Origin of the sequence: Pseudomonas sp. UBA1879 (assembly GCF_002338065.1) — a bacterium.
Lineage (GTDB): Bacteria > Pseudomonadota > Gammaproteobacteria > Pseudomonadales > Pseudomonadaceae > Aquipseudomonas.
This window is the reverse complement of sequence record NZ_DDHJ01000010.1, coordinates 125,610-150,948: the sequence shown is the minus strand read 5'-3', so window position 1 is coordinate 150,948 and position 25,339 is coordinate 125,610. Positions and strand designations below refer to the sequence as shown.

At 61.0% G+C, this 25,339-nt stretch carries 17 protein-coding genes; 10 read left to right on the top strand and 7 right to left on the bottom strand.

The features are described 5' to 3' along the window. Positions 1–257: 257 nt before the first annotated feature. From ligA to B3N48_RS09910, 4 genes are all read right to left on the bottom strand, one after another. Entirely contained in the window at positions 258–2,621 is a 2,364-nt protein-coding gene (gene ligA / locus B3N48_RS09925; protein ID WP_296182750.1) for an NAD-dependent DNA ligase LigA, read from the bottom strand. Positions 2,622–2,834: 213 nt separating this feature from the next. Continuing rightward, positions 2,835–3,692, bottom strand: a complete 858-nt coding sequence (gene zipA, locus B3N48_RS09920; protein ID WP_296182747.1) for a cell division protein ZipA — start codon at positions 3,690–3,692, stop codon at positions 2,835–2,837. A 262-nt stretch (positions 3,693–3,954) separates the two neighbouring features. Further along, positions 3,955–7,443, bottom strand: coding sequence for a chromosome segregation protein SMC (gene smc / locus B3N48_RS09915; protein WP_296182744.1), 3,489 nt, complete (start codon positions 7,441–7,443; stop codon positions 3,955–3,957). Positions 7,444–7,446: 3 nt separating this feature from the next. Further along, a complete protein-coding gene (locus B3N48_RS09910; RefSeq protein WP_296182741.1) occupies positions 7,447–8,106 on the bottom strand; it encodes a GntR family transcriptional regulator in 660 nt (219 codons plus the stop codon). Between the two features lie 283 nt (positions 8,107–8,389). Between B3N48_RS09910 and xdhA the strand changes: the two genes are divergently transcribed. From xdhA to guaD, 4 genes are all read left to right on the top strand, one after another. Beyond that, complete coding sequence (xdhA, locus tag B3N48_RS09905) at positions 8,390–9,847, top strand: xanthine dehydrogenase small subunit (RefSeq protein WP_296182738.1); 1,458 nt, start codon at positions 8,390–8,392, stop codon at positions 9,845–9,847. Continuing rightward, on the top strand, positions 9,840–12,248 hold the full coding sequence (gene xdhB / locus B3N48_RS09900; protein WP_296182736.1) for a xanthine dehydrogenase molybdopterin binding subunit: 2,409 nt from the start codon (positions 9,840–9,842) through the stop codon (positions 12,246–12,248). Before xdhA ends, xdhB begins: the two co-directional genes overlap by 8 nt. A gap of 142 nt (positions 12,249–12,390) precedes the next feature. Further along, on the top strand, positions 12,391–13,242 hold the full coding sequence (gene xdhC, locus B3N48_RS09895) for a xanthine dehydrogenase accessory protein XdhC (RefSeq protein WP_296182734.1): 852 nt from the start codon (positions 12,391–12,393) through the stop codon (positions 13,240–13,242). Positions 13,243–13,267: 25 nt separating this feature from the next. Continuing rightward, positions 13,268–14,572 (top strand): guanine deaminase, encoded by a 1,305-nt coding sequence (gene guaD / locus B3N48_RS09890; RefSeq protein WP_296182732.1) that lies wholly within the window; start codon positions 13,268–13,270, stop codon positions 14,570–14,572. Positions 14,573–14,776: 204 nt separating this feature from the next. Here the strand turns inward: guaD and B3N48_RS09885 are convergent, their stop codons facing one another. Continuing rightward, on the bottom strand, positions 14,777–15,541 hold the full coding sequence (locus B3N48_RS09885; protein ID WP_296182729.1) for a GntR family transcriptional regulator: 765 nt from the start codon (positions 15,539–15,541) through the stop codon (positions 14,777–14,779). A 343-nt stretch (positions 15,542–15,884) separates the two neighbouring features. On the opposite strand from B3N48_RS09885, the gene B3N48_RS09880 reads away from it, so the two are divergent. Together B3N48_RS09880 and B3N48_RS09875 are read left to right on the top strand one after the other, a co-directional pair. Then, positions 15,885–17,246, top strand: coding sequence for an NCS2 family permease (locus tag B3N48_RS09880; RefSeq protein ID WP_414704219.1), 1,362 nt, complete (start codon positions 15,885–15,887; stop codon positions 17,244–17,246). A 174-nt stretch (positions 17,247–17,420) separates the two neighbouring features. Then, positions 17,421–18,047 carry a LysE family translocator gene (locus B3N48_RS09875; protein ID WP_296182726.1) on the top strand — a complete coding sequence of 209 codons (627 nt, stop codon included), beginning with the start codon at positions 17,421–17,423 and terminating at the stop codon, positions 18,045–18,047. 51 nt (positions 18,048–18,098) lie between these two features. On the opposite strand, the gene B3N48_RS09870 is transcribed toward B3N48_RS09875, so the two are convergent. Both B3N48_RS09870 and uraH read right to left on the bottom strand, forming a co-directional pair. Beyond that, positions 18,099–21,227 (bottom strand): dermonecrotic toxin domain-containing protein, encoded by a 3,129-nt coding sequence (locus B3N48_RS09870; RefSeq protein ID WP_296182724.1) that lies wholly within the window; start codon positions 21,225–21,227, stop codon positions 18,099–18,101. Between the two features lie 149 nt (positions 21,228–21,376). After that, positions 21,377–21,730 (bottom strand): hydroxyisourate hydrolase, encoded by a 354-nt coding sequence (uraH, locus tag B3N48_RS09865; RefSeq protein ID WP_296182720.1) that lies wholly within the window; start codon positions 21,728–21,730, stop codon positions 21,377–21,379. A 409-nt stretch (positions 21,731–22,139) separates the two neighbouring features. On the opposite strand from uraH, the gene puuE reads away from it, so the two are divergent. The 4 genes from puuE (at position 22,140) to B3N48_RS09845 (ending at position 25,306) form a co-directional block, all read left to right on the top strand. Further along, entirely contained in the window at positions 22,140–23,081 is a 942-nt protein-coding gene (gene puuE / locus B3N48_RS09860; RefSeq protein ID WP_296182717.1) for an allantoinase PuuE, read from the top strand. Then, complete coding sequence (gene uraD, locus B3N48_RS09855; RefSeq protein ID WP_296182715.1) at positions 23,078–23,593, top strand: 2-oxo-4-hydroxy-4-carboxy-5-ureidoimidazoline decarboxylase; 516 nt, start codon at positions 23,078–23,080, stop codon at positions 23,591–23,593. Before puuE ends, uraD begins: the two co-directional genes overlap by 4 nt. Positions 23,594–23,636: 43 nt before the next feature. After that, entirely contained in the window at positions 23,637–24,632 is a 996-nt protein-coding gene (gene alc / locus B3N48_RS09850) for an allantoicase (RefSeq protein WP_296182713.1), read from the top strand. A 170-nt stretch (positions 24,633–24,802) separates the two neighbouring features. Next, positions 24,803–25,306 carry an ureidoglycolate lyase gene (locus B3N48_RS09845; protein ID WP_296182712.1) on the top strand — a complete coding sequence of 168 codons (504 nt, stop codon included), beginning with the start codon at positions 24,803–24,805 and terminating at the stop codon, positions 25,304–25,306. The last annotated feature ends 33 nt before the right edge of the window (positions 25,307–25,339 follow it).

Genomic DNA, 25,339 nt, shown 5'->3' with positions numbered 1-25,339 from the left:
GCCTCCGGCTGCTCCTACGGGATCAGCGTTGGACACGAGGCGTTCATTGGCCGCACTGACATTTTCAGCGCCAGATACAAACCTCGAACACGCCACACATCTGTAGGAGACGCCGGAGGCACGACGGCAGCGAGGCGGTGTTACAGACACACCCCAATCACCAGACCTACCGCCTTCGCGGCCGATACACACCTCCGGCTGCACCTACGGGATCAGCGTTGGGCACGAGGCGTTCATCTACCGCACTCAAGCGTGAGTCACTCCACAGAGACGTGGTGCTTCTTGAGAAACGCCACGAACGCTTCTTCATCCAGCACCTTCAGCCCCAGTTCGTTGGCCTTGGTGAGTTTGGACCCGGCCCCCGGCCCTGCCACGACGGTGTGGGTTTTCGCCGAAACCGACCCGGAAACCTTGGCGCCGAGGCTTTCGAGTTTTTCCTTGGCGATGTCGCGACTCATCAGTTCCAGCGAACCGGTCAGCACCCAGGTCTGGCCCGTGAGCGGCAGGCCTTCAACGGTCTTTTTCTCGCTTTGCCAGTGCATGCCGAAGGCTTTGAGCTGCTGTTCGATCTTGAGGGCGCGTTCGGCGTTTTCCGTGATGTCGAAGAACGCTCTGACCGATTGCGCCTGCTTTTCCGGCAAGGTCTGACGCATGTCCAGCCAGTCGGCTTTGACCACGCTTTCCAAGGTGCCGAACTTGTCCGCCAGTTTCTGCGCGGCCCCCGGCCCCACTGACGGAATGTTCAGCTTGTCGAGCATGCCGCCCAAGGTCGCGCTGGCGGCAAATTCGGCGCCTAGCTCGCCCACATCCTGCAATTCCATCTGGCACTCGCCCAGCAACGCGCCGATAACGTTCTGGTTGTGATCGTCCTCGAAAAAGCTATGGATTTCGTGGGCCACTTCCAGGCCAATGTCCGGCAGGTAGGTGAGCACTTCCGGCAGCGCGACTCTGACTTTCTCCAACGAACCCAGCGAGCGGGCCAGCACTTTGGCCGTTTCTTCGCCGACGTCGGGAATGCCCAGCGCATAGATAAAGCGCGCCAGGGTCGGCTTTTTGCTGTCGTCGATGGCCTTGAGCAGCTTTTTGCTGGAGATTTCGGCGAAGCCTTCCAGATCGATGATCTGCTCGTATTCCAGTTTGTAGAGGTCGGCCGGCGAGCCGATGAGCTTCTCGTCCACCAGCTGTTCGATGGTTTTGTCGCCCAGGCCTTCGATGTCCATCGCCCGGCGCGACACGTAGTGGATGATCGCCTGCTTGAGCTGCGCGCCGCAGGCCAGACGCCCGACGCAGCGGTAGACGGCACCTTCACTGACGGTTTCCTTGCCCTTGCTGCGCTTGATCAGTTGCGTGCGTTCGACTTGCGAGCCGCACACCGGGCAGGTTCGCGGGATCTCGACTTGGCGCGCATCCTCCGGCCGGCGCTCCAGCACCACTTGCACAACCTGCGGAATCACGTCACCGGCACGGCGGATGATCACGGTGTCACCGATCATCAGGCCCAACCGCGCCACTTCGTCCATGTTGTGCAGGGTCGCGTTGGCCACCGTCACCCCCGCCACCTTGACCGGCTTCAGACGCGCAACAGGCGTCACCGCACCCGTACGGCCCACCTGAAATTCGACGTCGAGCAATTCGGTGAGCTCTTCCATGGCCGGGAATTTATGGGCGATGGCCCAGCGCGGCTCGCGAGCGCGGAAGCCCAGTTCCCGTTGCGAGGCGATGCTGTTGACTTTGAACACCACGCCGTCGATTTCATAGGGCAGCGACAGGCGACGCTCGCCGATGTCGTGGTAATACGCCAGGCAGTCTTCGACGCCTTTGGCGACTTTCAGCTCGCGGCTGATCGGCATGCCCCAAGCCTTCAATTGCTCAAGGTTGCCGATGTGGCTGTCGGCGATGTCGTGGGACACCTGGCCAATGCCGTAACAGCAGAATTCCAATGGGCGATTGGCGGTAATCTTCGAATCGAGCTGACGCAGGCTGCCGGCGGCGGCGTTGCGCGGGTTGGCGAACGTCTTGCCGCCGACTTCCAGCTGGCTGGCGTTCAGGCGTTCGAAACCGGCTTTGGACATGAACACTTCGCCGCGCACTTCCAGGGTTTCCGGCCAGCCCTTGCCGTGCAGCTTGAGCGGGATGTTGCGCACAGTGCGAACGTTGACGCTGATGTCCTCACCGGTGGTGCCGTCGCCGCGAGTGGCACCACGCACCAACGCCCCGTTCTGATACAAGAGGCTCACGGCGAGGCCGTCGAGCTTGGGTTCGCAGCTGTACTCGACCTTGGCCCCTCTGCCCAAAAGGTCACCCACCGGAAGGTCGAGACCTTCGTTCACGCGGCGGTCGAACTCGCGCAGGTCGTTTTCTTCGAAAGCGTTGCCGAGACTGAGCATCGGGATTTCATGACGCACTTGAGTGAACGCTGACAATGCCGCACTGCCGACGCGCTGGGTCGGCGAATCCGGGGTCACCAAGTGCGGGTTGTCCGCCTCCAGTGCCTTGAGTTCGTGGAACAGGCGATCGTATTCAACGTCCGGAATGCTCGGCTCGTCGAGGACGTGGTAGCGGTAGTTGTGTTGATCCAGCTCTGCACGGAGTTCAAGGATGCGTTGTTCGGCAGCGTTCATGTGTGTGTTCTCGAAAAAGCAAAAGAGCAGCCGGAGCTGCTCATTCGTGGTCGTGCAAAACCTGTAGGAGCGTGGCTTGTCCCGCGATCGACGGGGAACCCGTCGCAACCTCCGTTAATGCGGTACCTCTGGACAAACGCGTTTGCCGGGTTTGCTGCCGCTTCGCGACAGATCGCGGGACGAGCCACGCTCCTACAGGATTGCGTCGTTCAATCAACGACGCTGCGTCAGCGCGCGGCGTTCGAATTCGACGATGCGCTGGCGGTAGTGTTCGATGGTCTGCGCGGTCATGACGCTGCGCTGATCATCTTTTAATTCGCCGTTCAGTTCATGGGCCAGCTTGCGAGCTGCGGCTACCATCACATCGAACGCCTGCTTCGGATGACGCGGGCCGGGCAGGCCGAGGAAGAAGCTCACGGCGCGGGTGCTGAAATGGTCGATGTCGTCCAGGTCGAAGACGCCCGGCTTGACCGCGTTGGCCATGGAGAACAGCACTTCGCCGTTGCCGGCCATGCTCTCGTGGCGATGGAAAATGTCCATTTCGCCAAAGCGCAGGCCGCTTTCCAGAATGTTCTGCAGCAGCGCAGGGCCTTTGAAACCGCTCTCGTCACGGGAGATCACGCTGATGACCAACACTTCCTCGACCGGCGCCAGATCCTTTTCCTCGGTGACGCGCTGAGGCGCCTTGTCATCCGGGAAGTCATCGTCACGGGCGCTGAACAGGCTCGGACCGTCGGTATCGAGGTTGAGGTCGCCCTGCTGCGGCTCGTCCTTGCGCTTGCCGCGTTTGCTCTCACGCTCGGGGCGCTCAGGCCGCTCGCGCGCCGCGCTCATGGTCGGCAAATCGTGCTCGTCGAGCTGGGGTTCTTTGTGGGTTTCGAGGACACGCGCAGGGCCAAGCACTTCGGCGGACGAACCTTCTTCGTCGTCCGGCAGATTGGAGAAGCTGCGGTCCAGCCTGAATTTCAGCTTGCCTTTCCCGCCGCGCATCCGGCGCCAGCCGTCAAAAAGAATACCGGCAATGACAATAATGCCGATGACGATCAGCCACTCTCGCAGACCGATTTCCATGTAATCCCGTGCCTCTAATGAAAATTCTGAAAATTAAGGGCGTAAACCCCTTTAAAACGTGGAGCCAACTCTCTGTTCTGAATGGCCTTTTACCCACGCAACACGAAAAAGTGGACATTAAGCTAGCACGACCAAAGGTAACTTTACACCGTCTGTTACATCTGGCATGTCGCAAGCTTCAGTACTGCCGCGACGGTGAATCCTGCGCCGCATCGTCAATGCGCCACTTTTGCGCTCACTCCATTCGACCTATTGCCACCCGCTACGCATCCACCAGCGCCATCGCCTCCTCAACGTCCACTGCCACAAGGCGCGAACACCCGGGCTCATGCATGGTGACGCCCATCAGTTGATCGGCCATTTCCATGGCGATCTTGTTGTGGGTGATGTAGATGAACTGCACGGTTTGCGACATCTCCTTGACCAGTCGGGCGTAGCGGCCCACGTTGGCGTCGTCCAGCGGCGCATCGACTTCGTCGAGCATGCAGAACGGCGCCGGGTTGAGTTTGAAAATGGCGAACACCAGTGCCAATGCGGTCAGGGCTTTTTCGCCGCCGGACAGCAAATGGATCGTGCTGTTTTTCTTGCCGGGAGGACGCGCCATGATCGTCACCCCTGTATCGAGTAAATCTTCGCCCGTCAGTTCCAAGTAAGCGCTGCCACCACCGAAAACTTTTGGAAAAAGTGCCTGAATTCCGCTGTTTATCTGATCAAAGGTCTCTTTGAAGCGATTGCGCGTTTCTTTGTCGATCTTGCGAATGACGTTTTCCAGCGTGTCCAGGGCTTCGACGAGGTCGGCGTCCTGAGCGTCCAGATACCGTTTGCGCTCGGATTGCTGCTGGTATTCGTCAATGGCCGCCAAGTTGATCGCGCCCAGACGCTGAATCCGACCATCGATTCGGCTCAGCTCATCTTCGGCCGCTTGCTCGCTGGCCTCCGGCGTCAGCGTCGCCAACACGCCGTTCAAATCGTAGCCATCCTCATGCAACTGCTCTTGTAGAGCCTTACGGCGCACGGTCAGGGATTGCCATTCAAGGCGCTGCTGTTCCAGCTGACCGCGCAAAAGTTGCGATTGTTGCTCGGCCTGGGTCCGGCGTTTTTCCGCTTCGCGCAGTTCGCGGTCGGCGTCTTCCAGGGCGTTTTTCGCAACGCGCATTTCGTCGTCGACGACCATGCGTTTTTCCAGCAATTCTTCGAGCTTCAGGCGCAGTTCTTCCAGCGGCGCGGCGCCCTCCTCCAGCCCGAGGTTCAGTTGCTCGCGCTTCTCGGTCAGCCGCTCGGACTGCATCTCCAGACGCTCCAGCGCCTGGCGCGTCGAGTCGTGCTGGGCGCGCAGCGAACTCAGGCGCACGGCCAGTTGGTTGCCGTGGTCCTTGTGCTGACGGGCTTCCTGACGCACCCGATCCAACCGTTCACGCAGGCTGTCGCGTTGGGCCAGCAGCAGTTCGCGTTGCTCGGTGTCGAGCGCCATGCTGTCGAGGGCGTCCTGCAATTGCAGGCGCGATTCGCCGAGGCTTTCCTGCTCGATGGCGCGTTGTTCGCCGAGCTCGGTCAGCTCTTCATCCAGACGGCTGCGGCGCAAGGTCAGCTGCTCGACCTTGGCTTTGGCCGCCGACAGTTGGGCCTTGAGTTCACTTTGCTGACGGGTTTCGTCCTGCAGGCGACGGCGCAATTGTTCACGGGTGTCTTCCTGCGCGCGTTGCTGCTCGCGCTGGGTCAGCAGCTGGTCTTCCAAAGCCGCGAGGGTCGCTTCCCGCTCGTCGCGCTCGGCTTCGAGGCGCTGCAATTCCTGCCCCCGCGCCAGCACGCCGCTTTCGGCTTCGCTGGCCCGACGGACCCGAAGAAAATCACGCCCGACCCAATAGCCGTCGCGGCTGATCAGGCTCTGTCCTGCGTTCAGTTGACCGCGCAGCGACAGGGCATCGTCGAGGGTGTCCACCGGTTTCACCGACCCCAGCCAGGCGGTCAGGTCAACCTGAGTGTCGACTTTGTCCAGCAGGCTGCCGGGGATGCGCGCGATGTCCTTCGAGGGACTGACCAGCCGCAAGTCACCCTGACTGAAACCGGCCAGATCGAGGCCCGCAAAGTCGTCGACCAACACCGCGTGCAGGTCAGCCCCGAGCACGGTTTCCACCGCCAGTTCCCAACCCGCTTCCACCCGCAAGCCTTCCGCCAGACGGGGACGCTCACTCAACTGGTGATCGCGCAGCCACTCAGCGGTGCCCTTCCCCGGATCGAGCGCTGCCTGTTGCAAGGCTTCCAGCGACGCGATGCGGCCGTTAAGTCGTTGCAAATCGCCTTGAGCCTGCTGTTGGGCCTGCGTTGCCTGCTGCAACTCGACCCGCAATTGCTCGAGGCGCTCGACGAGCTGCTCTTCCTCGGCGGTCAAATCCTCAAAGGCCATTTCCCGGGCGGCAAGCTCTTCGCTGAGGTCGAGAATCGCCGCGTCTTCCGGATCGGCGGCCAACAACTGGCGCTCTTCGCCGAGGCGACGCTGACGCTCGGCCAGACGCTCCATGCTGGTTTCCAACTGCTGGATGCGCGACTGCTGCACCTCGGCCTGACGCCGAGGCTCGGCGGAACTCAGGTTGAACGCGTCCCACTTTTCCTGCCACGCCTGCATCGCGGTTTCGGCGTCTTCCAGCGCGGCGGCCGATTCTTCAGCGGCGGCGAGGGTCATTTCCTGCTCGGGTTCGAGCATTTCCAGCTCTTCGCCGAGGGTCGCCAGCAACGTGCGGTCGTGCCCCAGATGCGACTCAGTCTCTTGCCGCGCGCGCTCGGCTTCGCGCAGGTCGTCCTGCAACTGCCGCAAGCGCTGCTGGCCGTGCTGGATGCTTTGCTCGTTGCGCGCGATGTCGCCACCCACCGAATAGAAGCGCCCCTGCACGAGATTGAAGCGCTCGGACAACTCGTGATGGCCGTCTCGCAGGCGTTCGATGGCGGCGTCAGCGCTACGCTGATCGGCCACCAAGGCTTCGAAACTGACTTCCTGGGTGCCGATGATCGACTCGCGCTGCGCCACCTGATCGTTCAGCGCCTGCCAGCGCAGGGCCGACAGTTGCGCCTTCAATTGACGCTCTTCGGCTTTGTATTCCTGATACTTCTCGGCCGCCTGGGCCTGTCGGTGCAGACGCTCCAACTGGCGCTCGAGCTCCTCGCGCAGGTCCGTCAGGCGCGCCAGGTTTTCGTGGGTCCGACGAATGCGGTTCTCGGTTTCGCGACGGCGCTCCTTGTACTTGGAGATGCCGGCCGCTTCCTCGATGAAATTGCGCAGGTCCTCGGGCTTGGCTTCGATCAGCTTGGAGATCATGCCCTGCTCGATGATCGAATAGCTGCGCGGGCCGAGGCCGGTGCCGAGAAAGATGTCGGTGATGTCGCGACGACGGCATTTGCTGCCGTTGAGGTAATAGGTGTTCTGGCTGTCGCGGGTGACCTTGCGCCGGATCGAGATTTCCGCGTACGCCGCGTATTCGCCGACCAGGGTGCTGTCCGAGTTGTCGAACACCAGTTCGATGCTGGCCTGGCTCACCGGTTTGCGGCTGGTGGAGCCGTTGAAGATGACGTCGGTCATCGACTCGCCGCGCAGGTTCTTGGCCGAGCTTTCGCCCATGACCCAGCGCACCGCGTCAATGATGTTGGATTTGCCGCATCCATTGGGGCCGACCACGGCCGCCATGTTGCTGGGGAAATTCACCGTCGTCGGGTCGACGAAGGACTTGAACCCGGCCAGCCTGATGCACTTGAGCCGCATGGGTCAGCTGGCCGCCAGGGCGCAAAGAATGGATTGGCAGCTGCGCTCGGCGTACGCGGTTAGCACGGCGCGAATGCGCGCCAGATCCCGGGCCACGACCGCTTCAAGCAGTTGGCCGAACAGGGTCAGGTATTCGCTCATCTCCGCCTGGCGCTGCGCCAGCGCCAAATAATAGAAGCGGCTCATGGACGGCTGAAGGTTCTCGACGGTTTCCTGCAGATAAGGGTTGTTGGCGAACGGGAACGCGGCGCGCATCACATTGAAGCTGTCTTCGACGAAATTCTTCACATCGCCGCGCTCGCAACTGGCGATGAGCCGCTGCTGGATTTGCAGGAAAGGCGCGAGGTCAGTCTGCTCGCGCCAGCTTTTCGCCACCGCCAGACCGAGCAAAATGTACAGCTCGCTCATCAACGCGCAAAGGCTCTGGATGTTGTGCGGCGTCAGGACCGTCACCTGCGCGCCTCGGCGCGGCAGGATCGCGATCAGGTGGCGGCGTTCGAGGATCAGCAACGCTTCGCGGACCGAACCGCGGCTGACGTTGAGGGCCTGCGTGACCTTCTGCTCCTGAATCCGCTCGCCTGGCTTGAGCTCGCCACGAATGATTCGCTCGGCAAGGTGATGAGCGATCTGCTCAGCGAGGCTGTCCGGTGCCTTGAACGTCATTTCTTTCCTTTAAACCCATTGCGGTACACAAGCGCGGCAGTGTATCGCACTGGATACCTGTGGCGCAGGGCCATGTCGTGCAAAGTGGCACGAAATAAGCAAAACATTGAGCGCAGGCGTAGCGTTTCGTTGCAATGGCAGGCCGCCGTTAATCGGCAAGTCCCGGCAAATCCCCATTTCTTGACTTAAAGGTCAGATTTTAATTGACCCAATAGTCAAAGCTGATAGATTCATCGACAGGTTCGATGACCCCTTCAATTAAAAGAAAAACGAGGCACAACCGGTGATCCAGTTTCTACTGAACCAGACATTGAAAACCGAGCATGCGCTGGACCCTAACCTTACGGTGCTCAACTACCTGCGTGAGCATTTGCATAAGTCCGGCACCAAGGAAGGCTGCGCCAGCGGCGACTGCGGCGCCTGCACCGTGGTGGTGGGCGAATTGACCACCGACGACGATGGCCAGGAGCATCTGAGCTATCGCAGCCTGAACGCCTGCCTGACCTTCGTGGCGTCGCTGCACGGCAAACAGCTGATCAGTGTCGAAGACCTCAAACATCGGGGCGAGCTGCACAGCGTGCAGAAGGCCATGGTCGAGTGCCATGGCTCACAATGCGGGTTCTGCACGCCGGGCTTCGTGATGTCGCTGTTCGCGCTGCAAAAAAACAGCACGTGCGCCGACAGCGCGCAGGCTCACGAAGCCCTGGCCGGCAACCTGTGCCGCTGCACCGGCTATCGCCCGATCCTCGCCGCCGCCGAACAGGCTTGCGGTCAACAGCGCCCAACCGATCAGTTTGATGCCCTCAAGGCGCAGACCATCGCCCGCCTGAAAGCCATCAAACCTGCGCAAACCGCCGAGTTGAACAGCGGCGACAAACGCTGCCTCGTCCCGCTGACAGTCGCCGACCTGGCCGACCTCTACGATGCCTACCCCCAGGCCCGGCTGTTGGCAGGCGGCACCGACCTCGCGCTGGAAGTCACGCAATTCCACCGCACGCTGCCCGTGATGATCTACGTCGGCAATGTGGCCGATATGAAAAAAATCGAACACTTCGACGATCGCCTCGAAATCGGCGCGGCCACCGCCCTGACCGATTGCTACGAGGCGCTGAGCCACGAATACCCGGACATTGGCGAATTGCTGCACCGTTTCGCGTCGCTGCAAATCCGTAATCAAGGCACGCTGGGCGGCAACATCGGCAACGCCTCGCCGATTGGCGACTCGCCTCCCCTGCTGATCGCCTTGGGCGCCAGCATCGTCCTGCGCAAAGGCAAGGAAACCCGCACGCTGGCGCTGGAGGATTACTTCATCGATTACCGCGTCACCGCGCGGCAGGAAAGCGAGTTCATCGAAAAGATCATCCTGCCCAAGGCCAATGCGAAGCAGGCCTTCCGCGCTTACAAAGTCTCGAAACGCCTGGACGACGATATTTCGGCGGTCTGCGCGGCATTTCGTGTGCAGGTGGAAAACGGCGCCATCGTCGATGCCCGTGCGGCGTTCGGCGGCATGGCCGCGATCCCGAAACGCGCGGCGAATTGTGAAAAGGCCTTGATCGGCCAACCCTGGACGTCGGCCACGGTCGAACGCGCCTGTGCCGCACTGGCGCAGGATTTCACCCCGCTGTCGGACTTCCGCGCCACCAAGGAATACCGCCTGTTGAGCGCACAAAACCTGCTGCGCAAATACTTCATCGAGCTGCAAACGCCACACATCGAAACGCGGGTGACCGACTATGTCTAATCACGCTCCCCAGAAAACCCAGGAAGAACTGATTGCGCTGTTTCAACAGGACCTTTCCACCGGTGTCGGCCGTAGCATCAAGCATGACAGCGCCGACAAACACGTCTCGGGTGAAGCGATTTACATCGATGACCGGCTCGAATTCCCCAATCAACTGCACGTTTACGCGCGGCTGTCCGACCGGGCCCACGCGCGTATCGTCAGCGTCGATGTCTCACCCTGCTACGACTTCGAAGGCGTGCGCATCGCCATCACCCACGAAGACATTCCCGGCCTGAAGGACATCGGGCCACTGTTGCCCGGTGACCCGCTGTTGGCCATCGACAAGGTCGAGTTCGTCGGCCAGCCGGTGATCGCTGTGGCCGCTCGGGACCTGGACACCGCGCGCAAGGCGGCAATGGCGGCGATCATCGAATACGAAGATCTGGAGCCGGTGCTGGACGTGGTCGAGGCTTATCGCAAGCAGCATTTCGTACTCGACAGCCACACCCATCAGCGGGGCGATTCAGCCGTGGCACTGGAAACCGCGCCCAATCGCATTCAAGGCACGCTGCACATCGGCGGCCAGGAACACTTTTATCTGGAGACGCAAATCTCCTCGGTGATGCCGACCGAAGACGGCGGCATGATCGTTTATTGCTCTACGCAGAACCCCACCGAAGTGCAGAAGCTGGTGGCTGAAGTGCTCGACGTGTCGATGAATAAAGTCGTGGTGGACATGCGCCGCATGGGCGGCGGGTTTGGCGGCAAGGAAACCCAGGCCGCCAGCCCTGCTTGCCTGTGCGCGGTGATCGCACGCCTGACCGGCCAGCCGACCAAGATGCGGTTGCCGCGCGTGGAAGACATGATCATGACCGGCAAGCGCCACCCGTTTTACGTCGAGTACGACGTGGGCTTCGACAACGACGGCCGTTTGCACGGCATCCAACTGGAGCTGGCCGGGAACTGCGGCTGTTCGCCTGACCTCTCGGCCTCGATCGTCGACCGCGCGATGTTTCACGCTGACAATTCGTATTACCTCGGCGATGCCACCATCAACGGCCACCGCTGCAAGACCAACACCGCGTCGAACACGGCCTACCGTGGCTTCGGCGGCCCGCAAGGGATGGTTGCCATCGAGGAGGTGATGGACGCCATTGCCCGGCATCTGGGCAAGGACCCGCTGGCTGTGCGCAAGGCCAATTACTACGGCAAGACCGAGCGCAACGTCACCCACTACTATCAGACCGTCGAGCACAACATGCTCGAAGAAATGACCGCCGAACTGGAAGAAAGCAGCCAATACGCCGAGCGGCGCAAAGCGATCAAGGCCTACAACGCCAACAGCCCGATTCTGAAGAAAGGCCTGGCGCTAACGCCGGTGAAATTCGGCATTTCCTTCACCGCCAGCTTTCTTAATCAGGCCGGTGCGCTGATCCACATCTACACCGACGGCAGCATCCACCTGAACCACGGCGGCACCGAGATGGGCCAGGGCCTGAACACCAAGGTCGCGCAAGTGGTGGCCGAAGTGTTTCAGGTGGACATCAGCCGCGTGCAGATCACCGCGACCAACACCGACAAAGTGCCGAACACTTCGCCAACCGCAGCGTCCAGCGGCGCTGACTTGAACGGCAAGGCGGCGCAGAATGCGGCCGAAACCCTCAAGCAGCGGCTGATCGAATTTGCCGCGAAACACTACCAGTGCGACGCGGCACAGGTCGAATTCCGCAACGGGCATGTGCGGGTCGGCGAGCAGGTGATCAGCTTCGACACCCTGGCTCAGCAGGCATGGATGGGTCAGGTGTCGCTGTCGAGCACCGGCTATTACAAGACGCCGAAGATTTATTACGACCGCAGTCAGGCGCGGGGGCGGCCGTTCTATTACTTCGCGTTTGGCGCGGCGTGCACCGAAGTGATCGTCGACACGCTGACCGGCGAATACAAAATGTTGCGCACCGACATCCTGCACGACGTCGGCGCCTCCCTGAACCCGGCCATCGACATCGGTCAGGTCGAGGGCGGCTACATTCAGGGCATGGGCTGGCTGACCACCGAAGAGCTGGTGTGGAACGCCAAAGGCAAGCTGATGACCAACGGTCCGGCCGGTTACAAGATTCCGGCGGTGGCGGACATGCCCGCCGACTTGCGCGTAAAGCTGGTGGAAAACCGCAAGAATCCCGAAGACACCGTGTTCCATTCCAAGGCCGTGGGCGAACCGCCGTTCATGCTGGGGATTGCGGCGTGGTGCGCGATCAAGGACGCCGTGGCGAGTCTCGGCGATTACAAGCATCAGCCGAAGATCGACGCACCTGCCACACCGGAGCGGGTGTTGTGGGGCTGCGAGCAGATGCGCCAATTGAAGGTGGCAACGCCCGAAGCCGAGTGCGTGGCCCATGAGCGGACGGTTTCACCGGTGTAGTGCCGTCTGCATGGACCTCATCGCGAGCAAGCTCACTCCTACAGGTAGTGCGCAATCTTTTGTAGGAGTGGGCTTGCTCGCGATGGGGGATGACGGACACAAACGATTTTTTGATCTGCCACATGCCGATCAGGAGAAACACATGAACAACTGGATCAGCGCTCTCGCCGAGTTGCAAACCCAGGGTGAAGCCTGCGTGCTGGTGACCATCATCGAGGAGCGTGGTTCGACGCCACGCAATGCCGGCTCGAAAATGGTAGTCAGCGCCGAGCGGATCTACGACACCATTGGTGGCGGCCATCTGGAATACAAGGCCATGGCCATCGCTCGCGAGATGCTCGAAAGTGGCAGTCAACAGACCCGGCTCGAACGTTTCAGCCTCGGCGCGAGCCTGGGCCAATGCTGCGGCGGGGTGAACGTGCTGCTGTTCGAGCCCATGGGCCAGCCACAGGCGCAGATTGCGGTGTTTGGTGCAGGCCATGTCGGCCGTGCGTTGGTCCCGCTGTTGGCCAGCCTGCCTTGCCGCGTGCGCTGGATCGACTCGCGGGAAACGGAATTCCCGGCCCACTTGCCCGACGGCGTGAGCCAAATCGTCAACGAAGACGTTGTCGATGAAGTGGATAACCTGCCGGCCGGCAGCTACTGCATCGTCATGACCCACAATCATCAGCTGGACCTGGAACTGACCGCCGCCATTCTCACACGCGGCGACTTCAGCTGGTTCGGCCTGATTGGCTCGAAGACCAAGCGCACGAAATTCGAACACCGCCTGCGCGATCGCGGCTTCGACCCGGCCCTGGTCCAGCGCATGCGCTGTCCGATGGGGTTATCCGAGGTGAAAGGCAAATTGCCGATGGAAATTGCCGTGTCGGTCGCGGCTGAAGTCATCGCCACCTACAACGCCTGCTTCGGGATCGAAAGCGGCGAGCGAGGCTCGGCCTCTGAACCCATTGCCAAGCTGACGCCGGTCTCCCGTCGCAGCCAGGCTCAATGACTTTTGAAAAGAACGAATCTCTGACATGACTATTGAAAAGAAAGCCTACCGTGCCGCCATCGTCCACAGCATCGCCGACCCAGCCGACGTAGGGGCCGAGGCGTCCTACGCGTATTTCGAAGACGGTCTGATGGTGGTAGAGAACGGCAAGATTTCCGCGGTGGGTCACGCCAAGGATCTGCTGGGCAGCCTCGACAGTGATGTCGAGGTGGTGACCTACACCGACGCGCTGATCACCGCCGGTTTCATCGACACTCACATCCATTTGCCGCAGACCGGCATGGTCGGTTCCTACGGCGAACAGTTGCTCGACTGGCTCAACACTTACGTGTTCCCTGTCGAGCGCCAGTTCTCGGATCCTGCGCATGCCGCCGAAGTGTCCGACATCTTCATCAAAGAACTGTTGCGCAACGGCACCACCACGGCGCTGGTATTCGGCAGCCGTCACAAGGAGTCGGTGGAGGCGTTCTTTACGGCCGCAGAAAAGCTCAACCTGCGGATGATCGCGGGCAAGGTGATGATGGACCGCAACGCCCCGGATTATCTGGTGGACACCGCCGAGTCGAGCTACGTCGACAGCAAGGCGCTGATCGAGCGCTGGCATGGCAAGGGCCGGCTGCATTACGCAGTCACGCCCCGCTTCGCACCGACCAGCACGCCCGAGCAACTGACCCTCGCTGGCCAGTTGCTGACGGAATACCCCGATCTCTACATGCAGACCCACATCAGCGAAAACCTCAAGGAAGTCGAGTGGGTGAAAGCGCTGTTTCCGGAGCGTAAGCATTACCTGGATGTGTACGACCACTTCAAGCTGCTGGGCGAGCGTTCGGTGTTCGCCCATGGCGTGCATCTGTGCGACGACGAATGCCAGCGACTGTCGGAAACCGGGTCAGCCATCGCCTTCTGCCCGACGTCCAACTTCTTCCTCGGCAGTGGCCTGTTCAACCTGCCGATGGCGGAAAAGCACAAAGTCAACGTAGGACTGGGGACGGATGTCGGCGGCGGGACCAGTTTCTCCCTGCTGCAAACGCTGAACGAGGCCTACAAGGTGATGCAGCTGCAAGGCGCCAAGTTGAGCCCCTTCAAGTCGCTGTACCTGGCGACACTGGGCGGCGCGCGGGCACTGCGACTGGAGGACAAGATCGGCAACCTGCACGCAGGCACCGAGGCGGATTTCGTGGTCCTGGACTTCAACGCCACCCCGCTGCTGTCCTACCGCATGAGGCAGGCGAAGAGCATCGAAGAGCAGCTGTTCGTGTTGATGACGCTGGGGGATGACCGGACGGTGAGCGAGACGTATGCGGCGGGGGTGTTGGTGCATAAGCGCTGAGCGGCGGTTTGAAGACATACCGCATGCCTGTAGGAGCGTGGCTTGTCCCGCGACCGGCGGGGAGCCCGTCGGAAACTCGGCGGATGCGGTGTTTCTGAAATACCGCATTGACTGGATTTGCTGCCGCTGCGCGACAGATCGCGGGACAAGCCACGCTCCTACTGGTGCTTTGTTCGCCGCAGGGTTTGCGGCGAACCCGGACAATCAGACCGCCGTGCTGCGCCCCGATTTTTTCTTCGGCAGCATGAGGTGTGAGAACACCGCGTGCAGGTCGTCGGAGGCGCTTTCCTCGTCGAGGTTGAGTTTGCTGTCGATGTGGTCCATGTGGTGCATCATCAGGCTCACGGCCAGCGTAGCGTCGCGGGCTTCGATGGCATCGATCAACTGGGTGTGTTCATCGTAGGAACAGTGCGAGCGGTTGCCGCTTTCGTACTGGGCGATGATCAGCGAGGTCTGTGACACCAGACTGCGCTGGAAGCTGATCAGCGGCGCATTCTTCGCCGCCTCCGCCAGTTTCAAGTGAAACTCGCCTGAGAGACGAATCCCCGCCCCGCGATCCCCTCGGGAAAAACTGTCGCGCTCGTCGCTGACCATCTTGCGCAGTTCATTCAACTGCTCAGGGGTTGCATGTTCGACCGCCAATTCGGTGATGGCCTTCTCGACCATGCGACGGGCGAAGAACACTTGCCGCGCTTCGTCCACGCTCGGGCTGGCGACGACGGCGCCGCGATTGGGGCGCAACAACACTACCCCTTCGTGGGCCAGGCGCGACAGGGCGCGACGAATGATGGTGCGGCTGACCCCGAAAATCTCACCCAAGGCTTCTTCGGAAAGCTTGGTGCCGGGCGCCAGACGTTGTTCGAGGATGGCCTCGAAAATGTGCGCGTAGACGATGTCGTCCTGGGTGCCACTGCGGCCCGCCTTGGCGGTGCGTGGCTGTTTCTTGAGGGGTTGCAACTGATCGTTCATGGGCACTCGTGAGAACTGAATCCGGCATTCAAGCCGTGACCGTAACGGCAATGACAAAAGCAATAGCAGATATCAAGGCAAAGTCACAGTAAAAGTAATGGCGCATTGTACACAGTGCACAGCGCCTGACCAGATTTCTGCAGATCCCGCGGTTATGCACACAATCCCGTAAATTCCCACGCTGAAACAGAAAACATTATTTGCATTTTTTGTATACAAAAGCATAATTCGCTCGTGCTCGTTCCTGACCTCCCAGTCAACAAATAAGGCTGGCGGTGGGTGCGCCCCACGGAGCAGTTACCGGCTCTGAAAAAAACAACAAAAACCTTTCGAGGGATTCACTGTGGAAAGTCGCAAAACCGAAGCCACGCCGCTGAACGCCACTCAAGCAGAAACCGGCTCGCCGCGCACCGGGCTGTTTGAACGCCTCTTCAAGCTCAGCCTGCACGGCACCACCGTTCGGACCGAGCTGCTGGCAGGCCTCACGACCTTCATCACCATGGCGTACATCATTTTCGTCAACCCCAACATCATGGCCGACGCGGGCATCGACCACGGCGCCGCTTTTGTGGCCACCTGCATCGCCGCTGCACTGGGCTGTCTGTTGATGGGCCTGTACGCCAACTGGCCGGTGGGTCTGGCGCCGGGAATGGGACTGAACGCGTTCTTCACCTACACCGTGGTCGGCACCATGGGCTACAGCTGGCAGACCGCACTGGGCGCGGTGTTTATTTCAGGGGTGATCTTCATGATCCTGACCCTCTCGCGCATCCGCGAATGGCTACTCAACAGCATTCCGGTCAGCTTGCGATTTGCAATGGGCGCCGGCGTCGGGCTGTTTCTCGGCCTGATCGGCTTGAAAACCGCCGGCATCGTGGTCGACAGCCCGGCAACGCTGATCAAGCTCGGTTCCTTGCGTGAACCTGGCCCGCTGCTGGCCGCGATCTGTTTTCTGATGATCGCCGTGCTCAGTTACCACCGGGTGTTCGGCGCGATCCTGATCAGCATCATCACCGTGACCCTCGCCGGGTGGGGCCTTGGGCTGGTGCATTACAACGGTATTTTCTCCACCCCGCCAAGCCTGGCGCCAACCTGGATGGCCATGGACCTTGCCGGGGTGTTCAACGTCAGCATGATCAGTGTGGTGCTGGCCTTTCTGTTTGTGCACATGTTCGACACCGCAGGCACGCTGATGGGTGTTGCGCAACGGGCGGGCCTGGTGAAGGACGACGGCCGCATCGAAAACCTGTCCCGCGCGCTCAAGGCCGACAGTGCATCAAGCGTGTTCGGCGCGATGGTCGGCGTGCCGCCTGTGACCAGCTACGTTGAAAGTGCTTCGGGCGTGGCCGCTGGCGGTCGTACTGGATTGACCGCCGTGACGGTTGCCGTGCTGTTCGTGGCGGCCATGTTCTTCGCCCCGCTGGCGGGCATGATCCCGGCCTACGCCACGGCTGGCGCGCTGATTTATGTGGCGATGCTGATGATGGGCGGCATGGCGCACATCGAATGGGACGAGGCCACCGACGCAATTCCGGCCATCGTCACCGCTATCATGATGCCGCTGACCTTTTCGGTCGCCGATGGGATTGCGCTGGGCTTTATCACGTATGTCGTGCTGAAGGCCTGCACCGGGCGTCACAAGGAGATTTCGGTGAGCCTGTGGGCGCTGTGCGCGATCTTCATTGCCAAGTTTGTGTTTTTGTAAACGCTGATGATCTGAAGGAGCCGGCCTGCTGGCGAACGCGGTGAATCAGATACGCATACGTTGCCTGACACACTGCGTTCGCCAGCAAGCCGGCTCCTACAGGGTGTAGATCCGCGCATGACGTTCCTCATTGATAGCGCTTTTGCTTTTATGGTTTCAACAAGGAGAAAAACCATGACCCTCGAAACCTGGCTGCTGTTCAGCAGTGCCGCGCTGGTGGTGATTCTGATCCCGGGGCCGCTGTCACTGCTGATGATCGGCAACAGCCTGAATTATGGCGTGCTGCGCTCATACCCGGCGTTTTTCGGCGGGGTCTGCGCGTCGATCTGCCTGCTCAGCGCCTCGGCCCTTGGTTTGGGCGCCTTGTTGATGGCATCGGAGCACCTGTTCAGCGCCCTGAAGATCGTGGGTGGCCTTTACCTTTTCTACCTCGGGTGGCAGAGCTGGAAGCAATCGCGCCAGCCTGCCGTTGGTGCAGAAGTGCCCGCCGCAGTGAGCAATCCGGGCTTTGCCGCGCTGTTCTGGCGCGCCTTCGTACTCGGCGGCAGCAACCCGAAAGACATCCTGTTCTTCGCCGCGTTTTTGCCGCAGTTCCTCAAGCCTGACCAACCCTTCTTTGGCCAGTTGATCACCATGATCATCACCTGGACCGTGCTGGATCTGGCCTGCAAATTGTTTTACGGCTTGAGTGCCCAAGGCGCCGCGCGCTACCTGCGCACCGGCAAGGGCCAGAGCTGGTTCAACCGCATCAGCGCAGGTCTATTCGGTGGCGCGGGTACAGCGGCGTTGCTCAGCCATTAACACCCTGGGCGCCGCTGCCGGATCACTTGGCAGCGGCGTCACCCCTCCCCCTCAGTAATCGGCAATGCGCTGCATAAACACCTGCGGCGCCGGCTCAAGCTGACTGCCGATTCTCACTCCCCCGATCAATTTCACCAGACGTCCCTGATCCCGGGCTTCGAGCAAGGTGTTCAACGCACCTTCGCCCGGGCGCGCTGCCGCCCACTCATCGAGCCAGCGGTTGGACAACGGAACCGCGGCGTTCGGCTTGAGGTTCGGAAACTCCACCTGTGCAGCAGATACGAGATGCGTGTTGAGCATATAGAGCTGCTCTTGCCCGGTACGTCGGAACAAGATGATCGATCGCGTCTGCAGCACCGCTTCAGCATCAGACACCAGCCGATAGCCCCCATCGGTGATCAGCGCCGACATGAAATCGCGCAATGCCGTTTTTGCAGAGCCGCCAATACGCGGACCATGGGTCACCGTGTCCAGCAGAGTCACCAATGAAGGTTTCAAGACGCTGAAGTCCAGGCGTTTGAAATCTACCATCGAGGGGCCGTAACTGATCCACAGGCGAGCCGTCGTGGTGCCAATCCCGGTGAAATGAGCGCCTTCGAGCATCAACAGCGGATCATTCAACTGCGGGAGCGGCGCCAGTTGCCCCCTCTTCCAGGCGTTGAGGGTGGCTTTCATATTGATCAGCCGGGTCGCGGTCAGCCCTGAGTGCCCCTGGTCAGCCGCGTCGTAGATTTTCTCCGCGAGAATCCGGCAGGTCACCGGGCTCAGCCCAGGCCGGGCCTCCTCCACCAGATGCTGGATTTTCAACCTGAACAACGGGCCGTGCACGGTCCAGCGCCCATCCTTGAAAGACGCCATGCCCGGCTGATTGAAGCGGTCCCGGCGTATGGTTTCGTTAAGACCGGAAAAACTGTCCTCAAGGATCGTCGGACTTTTCAGGAACACAATCGAAGGGTTCTGGCTCGCCCCGCTGGGCAGGATGTCGAATCGCTGGCCGTCGATCTGCACGAAGGTGATGTCCGGTTCGTCTTTGAGCCGGAAGATCGGTGGAACCACCTCGATCTGTTGCAGCCTGCCGGCGTCATCCAGAGGGCGGCCCCAACGCTTCCAGCGGTCGGCGCCGTCCAGCGCGTCCAGTAGCGCCGAAGACCCTGGTTGAGGTGGACGCGCCTGCTGGCCTTCTGCTGTGGGTGGATCCTTGCGTTTGCTGCCGGTGGTTCCAGGTTGTGGTTCGGCTTGGGGCGGCCGCCGATAGGCCTCGGCCCATTCCGGGGTCGCCTTGTGCTTCTGGTAGTGCACGGCGATGTCCAGCTCCAGCCTGCGCTGACGATCGGCCGGAAACTCGAACTGATCGAGCAACGCCCGCGCGTGCCGGTGCTTGAACGCAGGATCGCCGTGGGCCTGCGCGATCAGGGTTTCAGCAATGGTCGAGCGCATGCCGCCTCTAAGCCCGACGTCCGAGTGGTACACCCAGGCGCCATTGTGAAACCGCACCGGGGGTTCGAAACCGTGAACGGCGGTCTTCCTCAGGCGCAGCGTCTGCTCGCCCGTGCGCCGGTAAACCTCATACGCCTGTCCTTCACGCTCGATCCAGAGTTGACCGTCCTTGAGCAGCGTGCCGAGATCGCGCCCCGATTGCGGCACCGCATCGGCGAGCGACCGGGTCACCTCATAGCCTTCGAACGGCTTGAGTACGTGTGATCGTAACCCTTGCGTCGCACTGCCCAGCCTTGCGCCACGGCGGGCCATCCGCCCCAGCACGAACACACTGGCGGCGCCGGGAATCACTGACAGGGCCACATCCAGCACGCTCATCGCCGTGCTGCCCAATGCCAGCAAGCCGTCGTCAAGGCGCCCCTCTCTGAAGGCCTGCATGGCGTCGTGGCCATCCAGCCAGCCGTCCTGCACGCTGACCAGGGTGCCGATGCCGGGAAGCAGACCTAACAGGGCTTTCAGGTACCCCACATAGGTCTCGCCTTGCTGGCGGTTCTGCTCGGTCTGAATGTCGAAACGGGTGCGCGCGCGACTCTGGATCGCCTGGTGCAGCATCCAGGCGCGGGTATTGAGTTGCTGGGCCGCCAGTTGCAGGTCGAGCGCCGGGACGAACTGCAAGAAGCCTTCGAACCCACGCGCCAGCGCCTGATTAATGTAGCTGACATGCCCGGCGACCTGCTGAGCGTCCAGCGTGCGTTGAGCCAGGTAACTCACCAGCGCAGGCGTGCTGATCATCTGCTGAATCAGTCGGGACTTGGCCGATGCGGGATCAGCGCCCTCGATGGTCAGCACATCGCCGGGCGCATCCGGCAGGTAGATCACGGCGTGGTTCGAGGCTTTGCTGCGAATGGCGCACAGACCGCTCAACGTGTGGCTGTCCTGCTCGCCGCTCGCCGAGGTGCCCGGCTTGAACTGCAGCCAGCTCATCTCAATGCCAGCGGCATCACTTTCCGCCTGGGAGCGAGACTGCGCTGCCAGTTGCAGCAACAAGCTCCCCTCTTCGCTCAGGCGCCGGCGATTGAGTTCGCCGAACGCTTCCAGCTCGATCTTGAGCTGATAGGGCTTGAGCAGGCGCTCGACGTCGAGCTGCTGTTGCGCCGTCGACGCCCGTGCCAGCCGGAAGACTTCCTTGAGCAAATTGCGGTAGTGCAGCGCAACGTCCAGCTGCGGAATGACCGCGTGCAGCCAGGTGCCTGTAAGGTGTGAGGTGCCGTGGACCACGGCAAAATCGAAGCGCCGCGCCATCTGCGCGTCATCCGTTGCGAAATTGCGTTCGGCCAGTGCCGACAGCGTCAGGTGTTCACGTTCGGTGCTGGCGACCCACGGGGCGAAATAATGGGTCACCCGCCCGTATTGGGGGTCGATGCGGTAGTCGCGCCAGACCCGTTTCGGCAGGGCCACAGTGATGAGATCAGGATCGAGGTCGACCCCCAGATCGGCCTTGACTCGCGCCTTGATGCGCGTTCGAACGAAATCATCGAACGAGGGCAGCGCCTGGTCCAGATGGCCTTCGAGCGCTTGGGCGCTGACGTGGTATTCGGTGAGCCGCTGGACGTATTCATCACGAACCGTCTGCTCGGCGGCGCTCAGCCAGGCGGGCATCACGATGCGCAGTGACTGCAAGGATTGATCGTGGGGTTCGTCTGCGGTCAGCAGATCAGAGGGTTGTAAAGCGGTGCCGGTCATGGCGGACTCCAAGTGCGTGAGATGCACGGAAGTGTTCACAGACCGAAACCGGACGCGCGGTACATAGGTATCGCGCAAAAAAAAAGCCCGCAGTGTGGGCGGGCAAGAGGTACAGGGGCAAAGCGATGTCACAGGTGGCTCGGGTTGGCCTAGCTGCCGCGATACGTGGAGTAGCTGTAAGGCGAGATCAGCAGCGGCACGTGGTAATGATCCTGCGCGGCGTCGATGCCAAACCGCAGCACCACGACGTCGAGAAAGGGCTGATCGCCCAACTTCAGGCCTTTGGCACGGTAGTAAGCGCCGGCGCTGAATTGCAGCTGGTAGACACCCGAACGGTAATCCTCGCCCTGTAACAGAGGCGCGTCGCAGCGGCCGTCGCTGTTGGTCACGGCTTCAGCAAGCTTTTCCAGCTGCTCGCCTTCGACGCGGTACAGAGCAATGCGGATGTCGCTGCCGGGGCAGCCGTGTGTGGCGTCCAGCACGTGTGTGGTCAATCGTCCCATGGCCTGTCGGTGCCTCGCTTGAGAGTGGGTGGTCCGCACCTTTTCAGTGCTGCTATCAACGCTGTGATGCATTCGAAAAGTGCGAGCGATGACGAATTAAGACATTTTCAACAGAAATTGTACACAATAAAAATTACTTTTTTGGACGTGACTTTAGCAGCGTGGCCCAAACGCCCGGAGCGCCGGTAACGACGGACTGCACTGGCTTTATTTTGGGGTTTCTGACCACTCAGGCAAGTTTCTTGCTACAACCTTCGGACCAAGAAAAGCAAAAAAACAGGCTTACAAACTGCGAATAAACTTGTATACAATCTCTCCATCGCCGCGACGGCATCCGGGTCACGATTGCGCTCAGAGGCAAATTGATGCCCATGCCGTCACAGACAACACGTAGATAAGGAAGATTGCAGTGAGCGCCGACTATCCACGCGACCTGATCGGTTACGGCCGTAACCCGCCCCATCCCCGCTGGCCGGGCAATGCCCGTATCGCGTTGTCGTTCGTACTGAATTACGAAGAAGGCGGCGAGCGCAATGTGTTGCATGGCGACAAGGAATCCGAAGCGTTCCTGTCGGAAATGGTCGCCGCCCAGCCGTTGCAAGGTCAGCGCAACATGAGCATGGAGTCGCTGTACGAATACGGCAGCCGTGCCGGGGTGTGGCGCATCCTCAAGCTGTTCAAGCAATTCGATATTCCGCTGACCATCTTCGCGGTGGCCATGGCCGCCCAGCGCCATCCGGACGTGATTCGGGCAATGGTCGAAGCCGGCCACGAGATCTGCAGCCACGGCTACCGCTGGATCGACTACCAAAACATGGATGAGGCCGAGGAACGCGAGCACATGCTCGAAGCGATCCGCATCCTCACCGAACTCACCGGCCAACGCCCGCTGGGCTGGTACACCGGTCGCACCGGCCCCAACACCCGGCGTCTGGTGATGGAAGAAGGCGGCTTTCTCTACGACTGCGACACCTACGACGACGACCTGCCCTACTGGGAGCCAAACACGCCGACCGGCAAGCCACACCTCGTTATTCCGTACACCCTGGACACCAACGACATGCGCTTTACCCAAGTGCAGGGTTTCAACAAGGGCGACGACTTTTTCGAGTACCTCAAAGACGCGTTCGACGTGTTGTACGCCGAAGGGGACGAGGCGCCGAAAATGCTCTCCATCGGCCTGCATTGTCGGCTGATCGGCCGCCCTGCTCGATTGGCCGCGCTGCAACGTTTCCTTGAGTACGTCAAAGGTCACGATCAGGTGTGGTTTGCCCGCCGCGTCGAGATCGCCCGCCACTGGCACGAGGTTCATCCCTGCCCTTCCCATTCGAAGCAAGGAGCCGCCCAGTGAGCCGCTTTCAAACCCTGACGCCCTCTTCCCTGAGCCGCGAAGCGTTCGTCGAAGCCTTCGCCGACATCTACGAGCACTCGCCCTGGGTCGCTGAAAAAGCCTATGACCTCGGCGATCTGCACAGCCTCGACGAGATCGAGACCCTGCACGCCCGTATGAGCGACATCCTGTTGAGCGCCGACCACGCCACGCAACTGGCGCTGATCAACGCTCACCCGGATCTTGCCGGCAAAGCCGCCGTGCAAGGCCAACTGACCGAAGCCAGCACGAATGAACAGGCCGGCGCCGGTATCCACCAATGCACGGCTGAAGAGTTTGCACGCTTCACCGCGCTGAACGACGCCTACAAAGCCAAGTTCGCTTTTCCCTTCATCATGGCGGTGAAAGGCAGCAACCGGCATCAGATCCTCGCGGCCTTCGAGACGCGCATTCACAACCCGGCCCAAACCGAGTTCGCCTGCGCCCTGGCCGAGATTAACAAGATCGCGATGTTCCGCTTGCAGACGCTTTAACCCTGACCATCCCCACGCCCCTTATCAAAGGCAGACAAAAAGAATGAAAGCTTACGCCGTACCCTTCGAAAAATTCGTCAACCTGGCCGACGCGCGTCTGGGCACGAAAATCCTTTCCGTGACCGACGACTGGTTCGCCGATGCCAACCGCCTGTTCCAGCCCACCCCGGCGGTGTGGAAGGAAGGCGTGTTCGACGACAACGGCAAGTGGATGGACGGCTGGGAATCGCGCCGCAAGCGTTTCGAAGGTTATGACAGCGCCGTGATTCGCCTCGGCGTGGCCGGTTCGATCAAGGGCGTGGACATCGACACCTCGTATTTCACCGGCAACTACCCGCCGTCGGCCTCGCTGGAAGCCTGCTTCCTGGCCTCGGGCGAGCCGGATGAGAACACCGTGTGGACCGAAGTGTTGCCCGCCGTCGAGCTGAAAGGCGACAGCCATCACTACCACGAGATCAGCGACGCTCAGGCGTACAGCCACCTGCGTTTCAACATTTACCCGGACGGCGGCGTGGCCCGTCTGCGCGTGTACGGCGTGCCGCACCGCGACTGGTCGGCGGTGGGCGACAACGAGCAAGTGGACCTGGCCGCCGCCCTGAACGGCGGTCGCGCCCTGGCCTGCTCCGACGAGCACTTCGGCCGCATGAGCAACATCCTCAACCCGGGCCGTGGCGTGAACATGGGCGACGGCTGGGAAACCGCGCGTCGTCGCACGCCGGGCAACGATTGGGTCATCGTTGCGCTGGGGCATGCGGGCGAGGTTGAGCAAATCGTCGTCGACACCCTGCACTTCAAGGGCAATTACCCGGACAGTTGCTCGATCCAGGGCGCGTTCGTCAAAGGCGGCACCGACAGCCAGATCGAAACCCAGAGCCTGTTCTGGCGCGAACTGCTGCCGAGCCAGAAGCTGGAAATGCACGCCGAACACACCTTCGTCGAACAGATCAAGGCGCTGGGCCCGATCACCCACATCCGCTTGAACGTGTTCCCGGATGGCGGCGTGAGCCGGCTGCGGGTGTTGGGTAAGGTGGCGAGATAACACCGCGCTGTTTCCTCCCTTCTATTTGGGGGACAACGCACAGACCTGTAGGAGTGAGCTTGCTCGCGATAGCGTGGCATCAGCTAACACGTGTTGCGCAGACACTCTGCAATCGCGAGCAAGCTCACTCCTACAAATCACACGTCAATCAATAGAACAGAAGACCCCGCATGCGCACACTGATTATCGAGCCGTTGACCAAAGAAGCCTTCGCCCCTTTCGGTGATGTCATCGAAACCGATGGCAGCGATCATTTCATGATCAATAACGGCTCGACCATGCGCTTCCATCGGCTGGCGACCGTTGAAACGGCAACGCCGGACGATCACGCGATCATCAGCATTTTCCACGCCGAGGCGCTGCAGATGCCGTTGACCGTGAGCATGCTGGAGCGGCATCCGCTGGGCAGTCAGGCCTTCATACCGCTGCTCGGCAACCCTTTTCTGGTCGTGGTCGCGCCACTTGGCGATGCACCTGAACCGGAGCTGACCCGCGCCTTCCTCACCAACGGCAGGCAGGGTGTCAATTACCATCGCGGCGTCTGGCACCACCCGGTGCTGACGATCGAAAAGCGGGATGACTTCCTGGTGGTTGATCGCAGTGGCCCTGGCAGCAACTGCGATGAGCATTTCTTCGAAGAGAATCAGAAGATGATTCTCGATCCCCACTTATAAGAAAGGGCCTGAGCGTCCGTAAGTGACGACAGG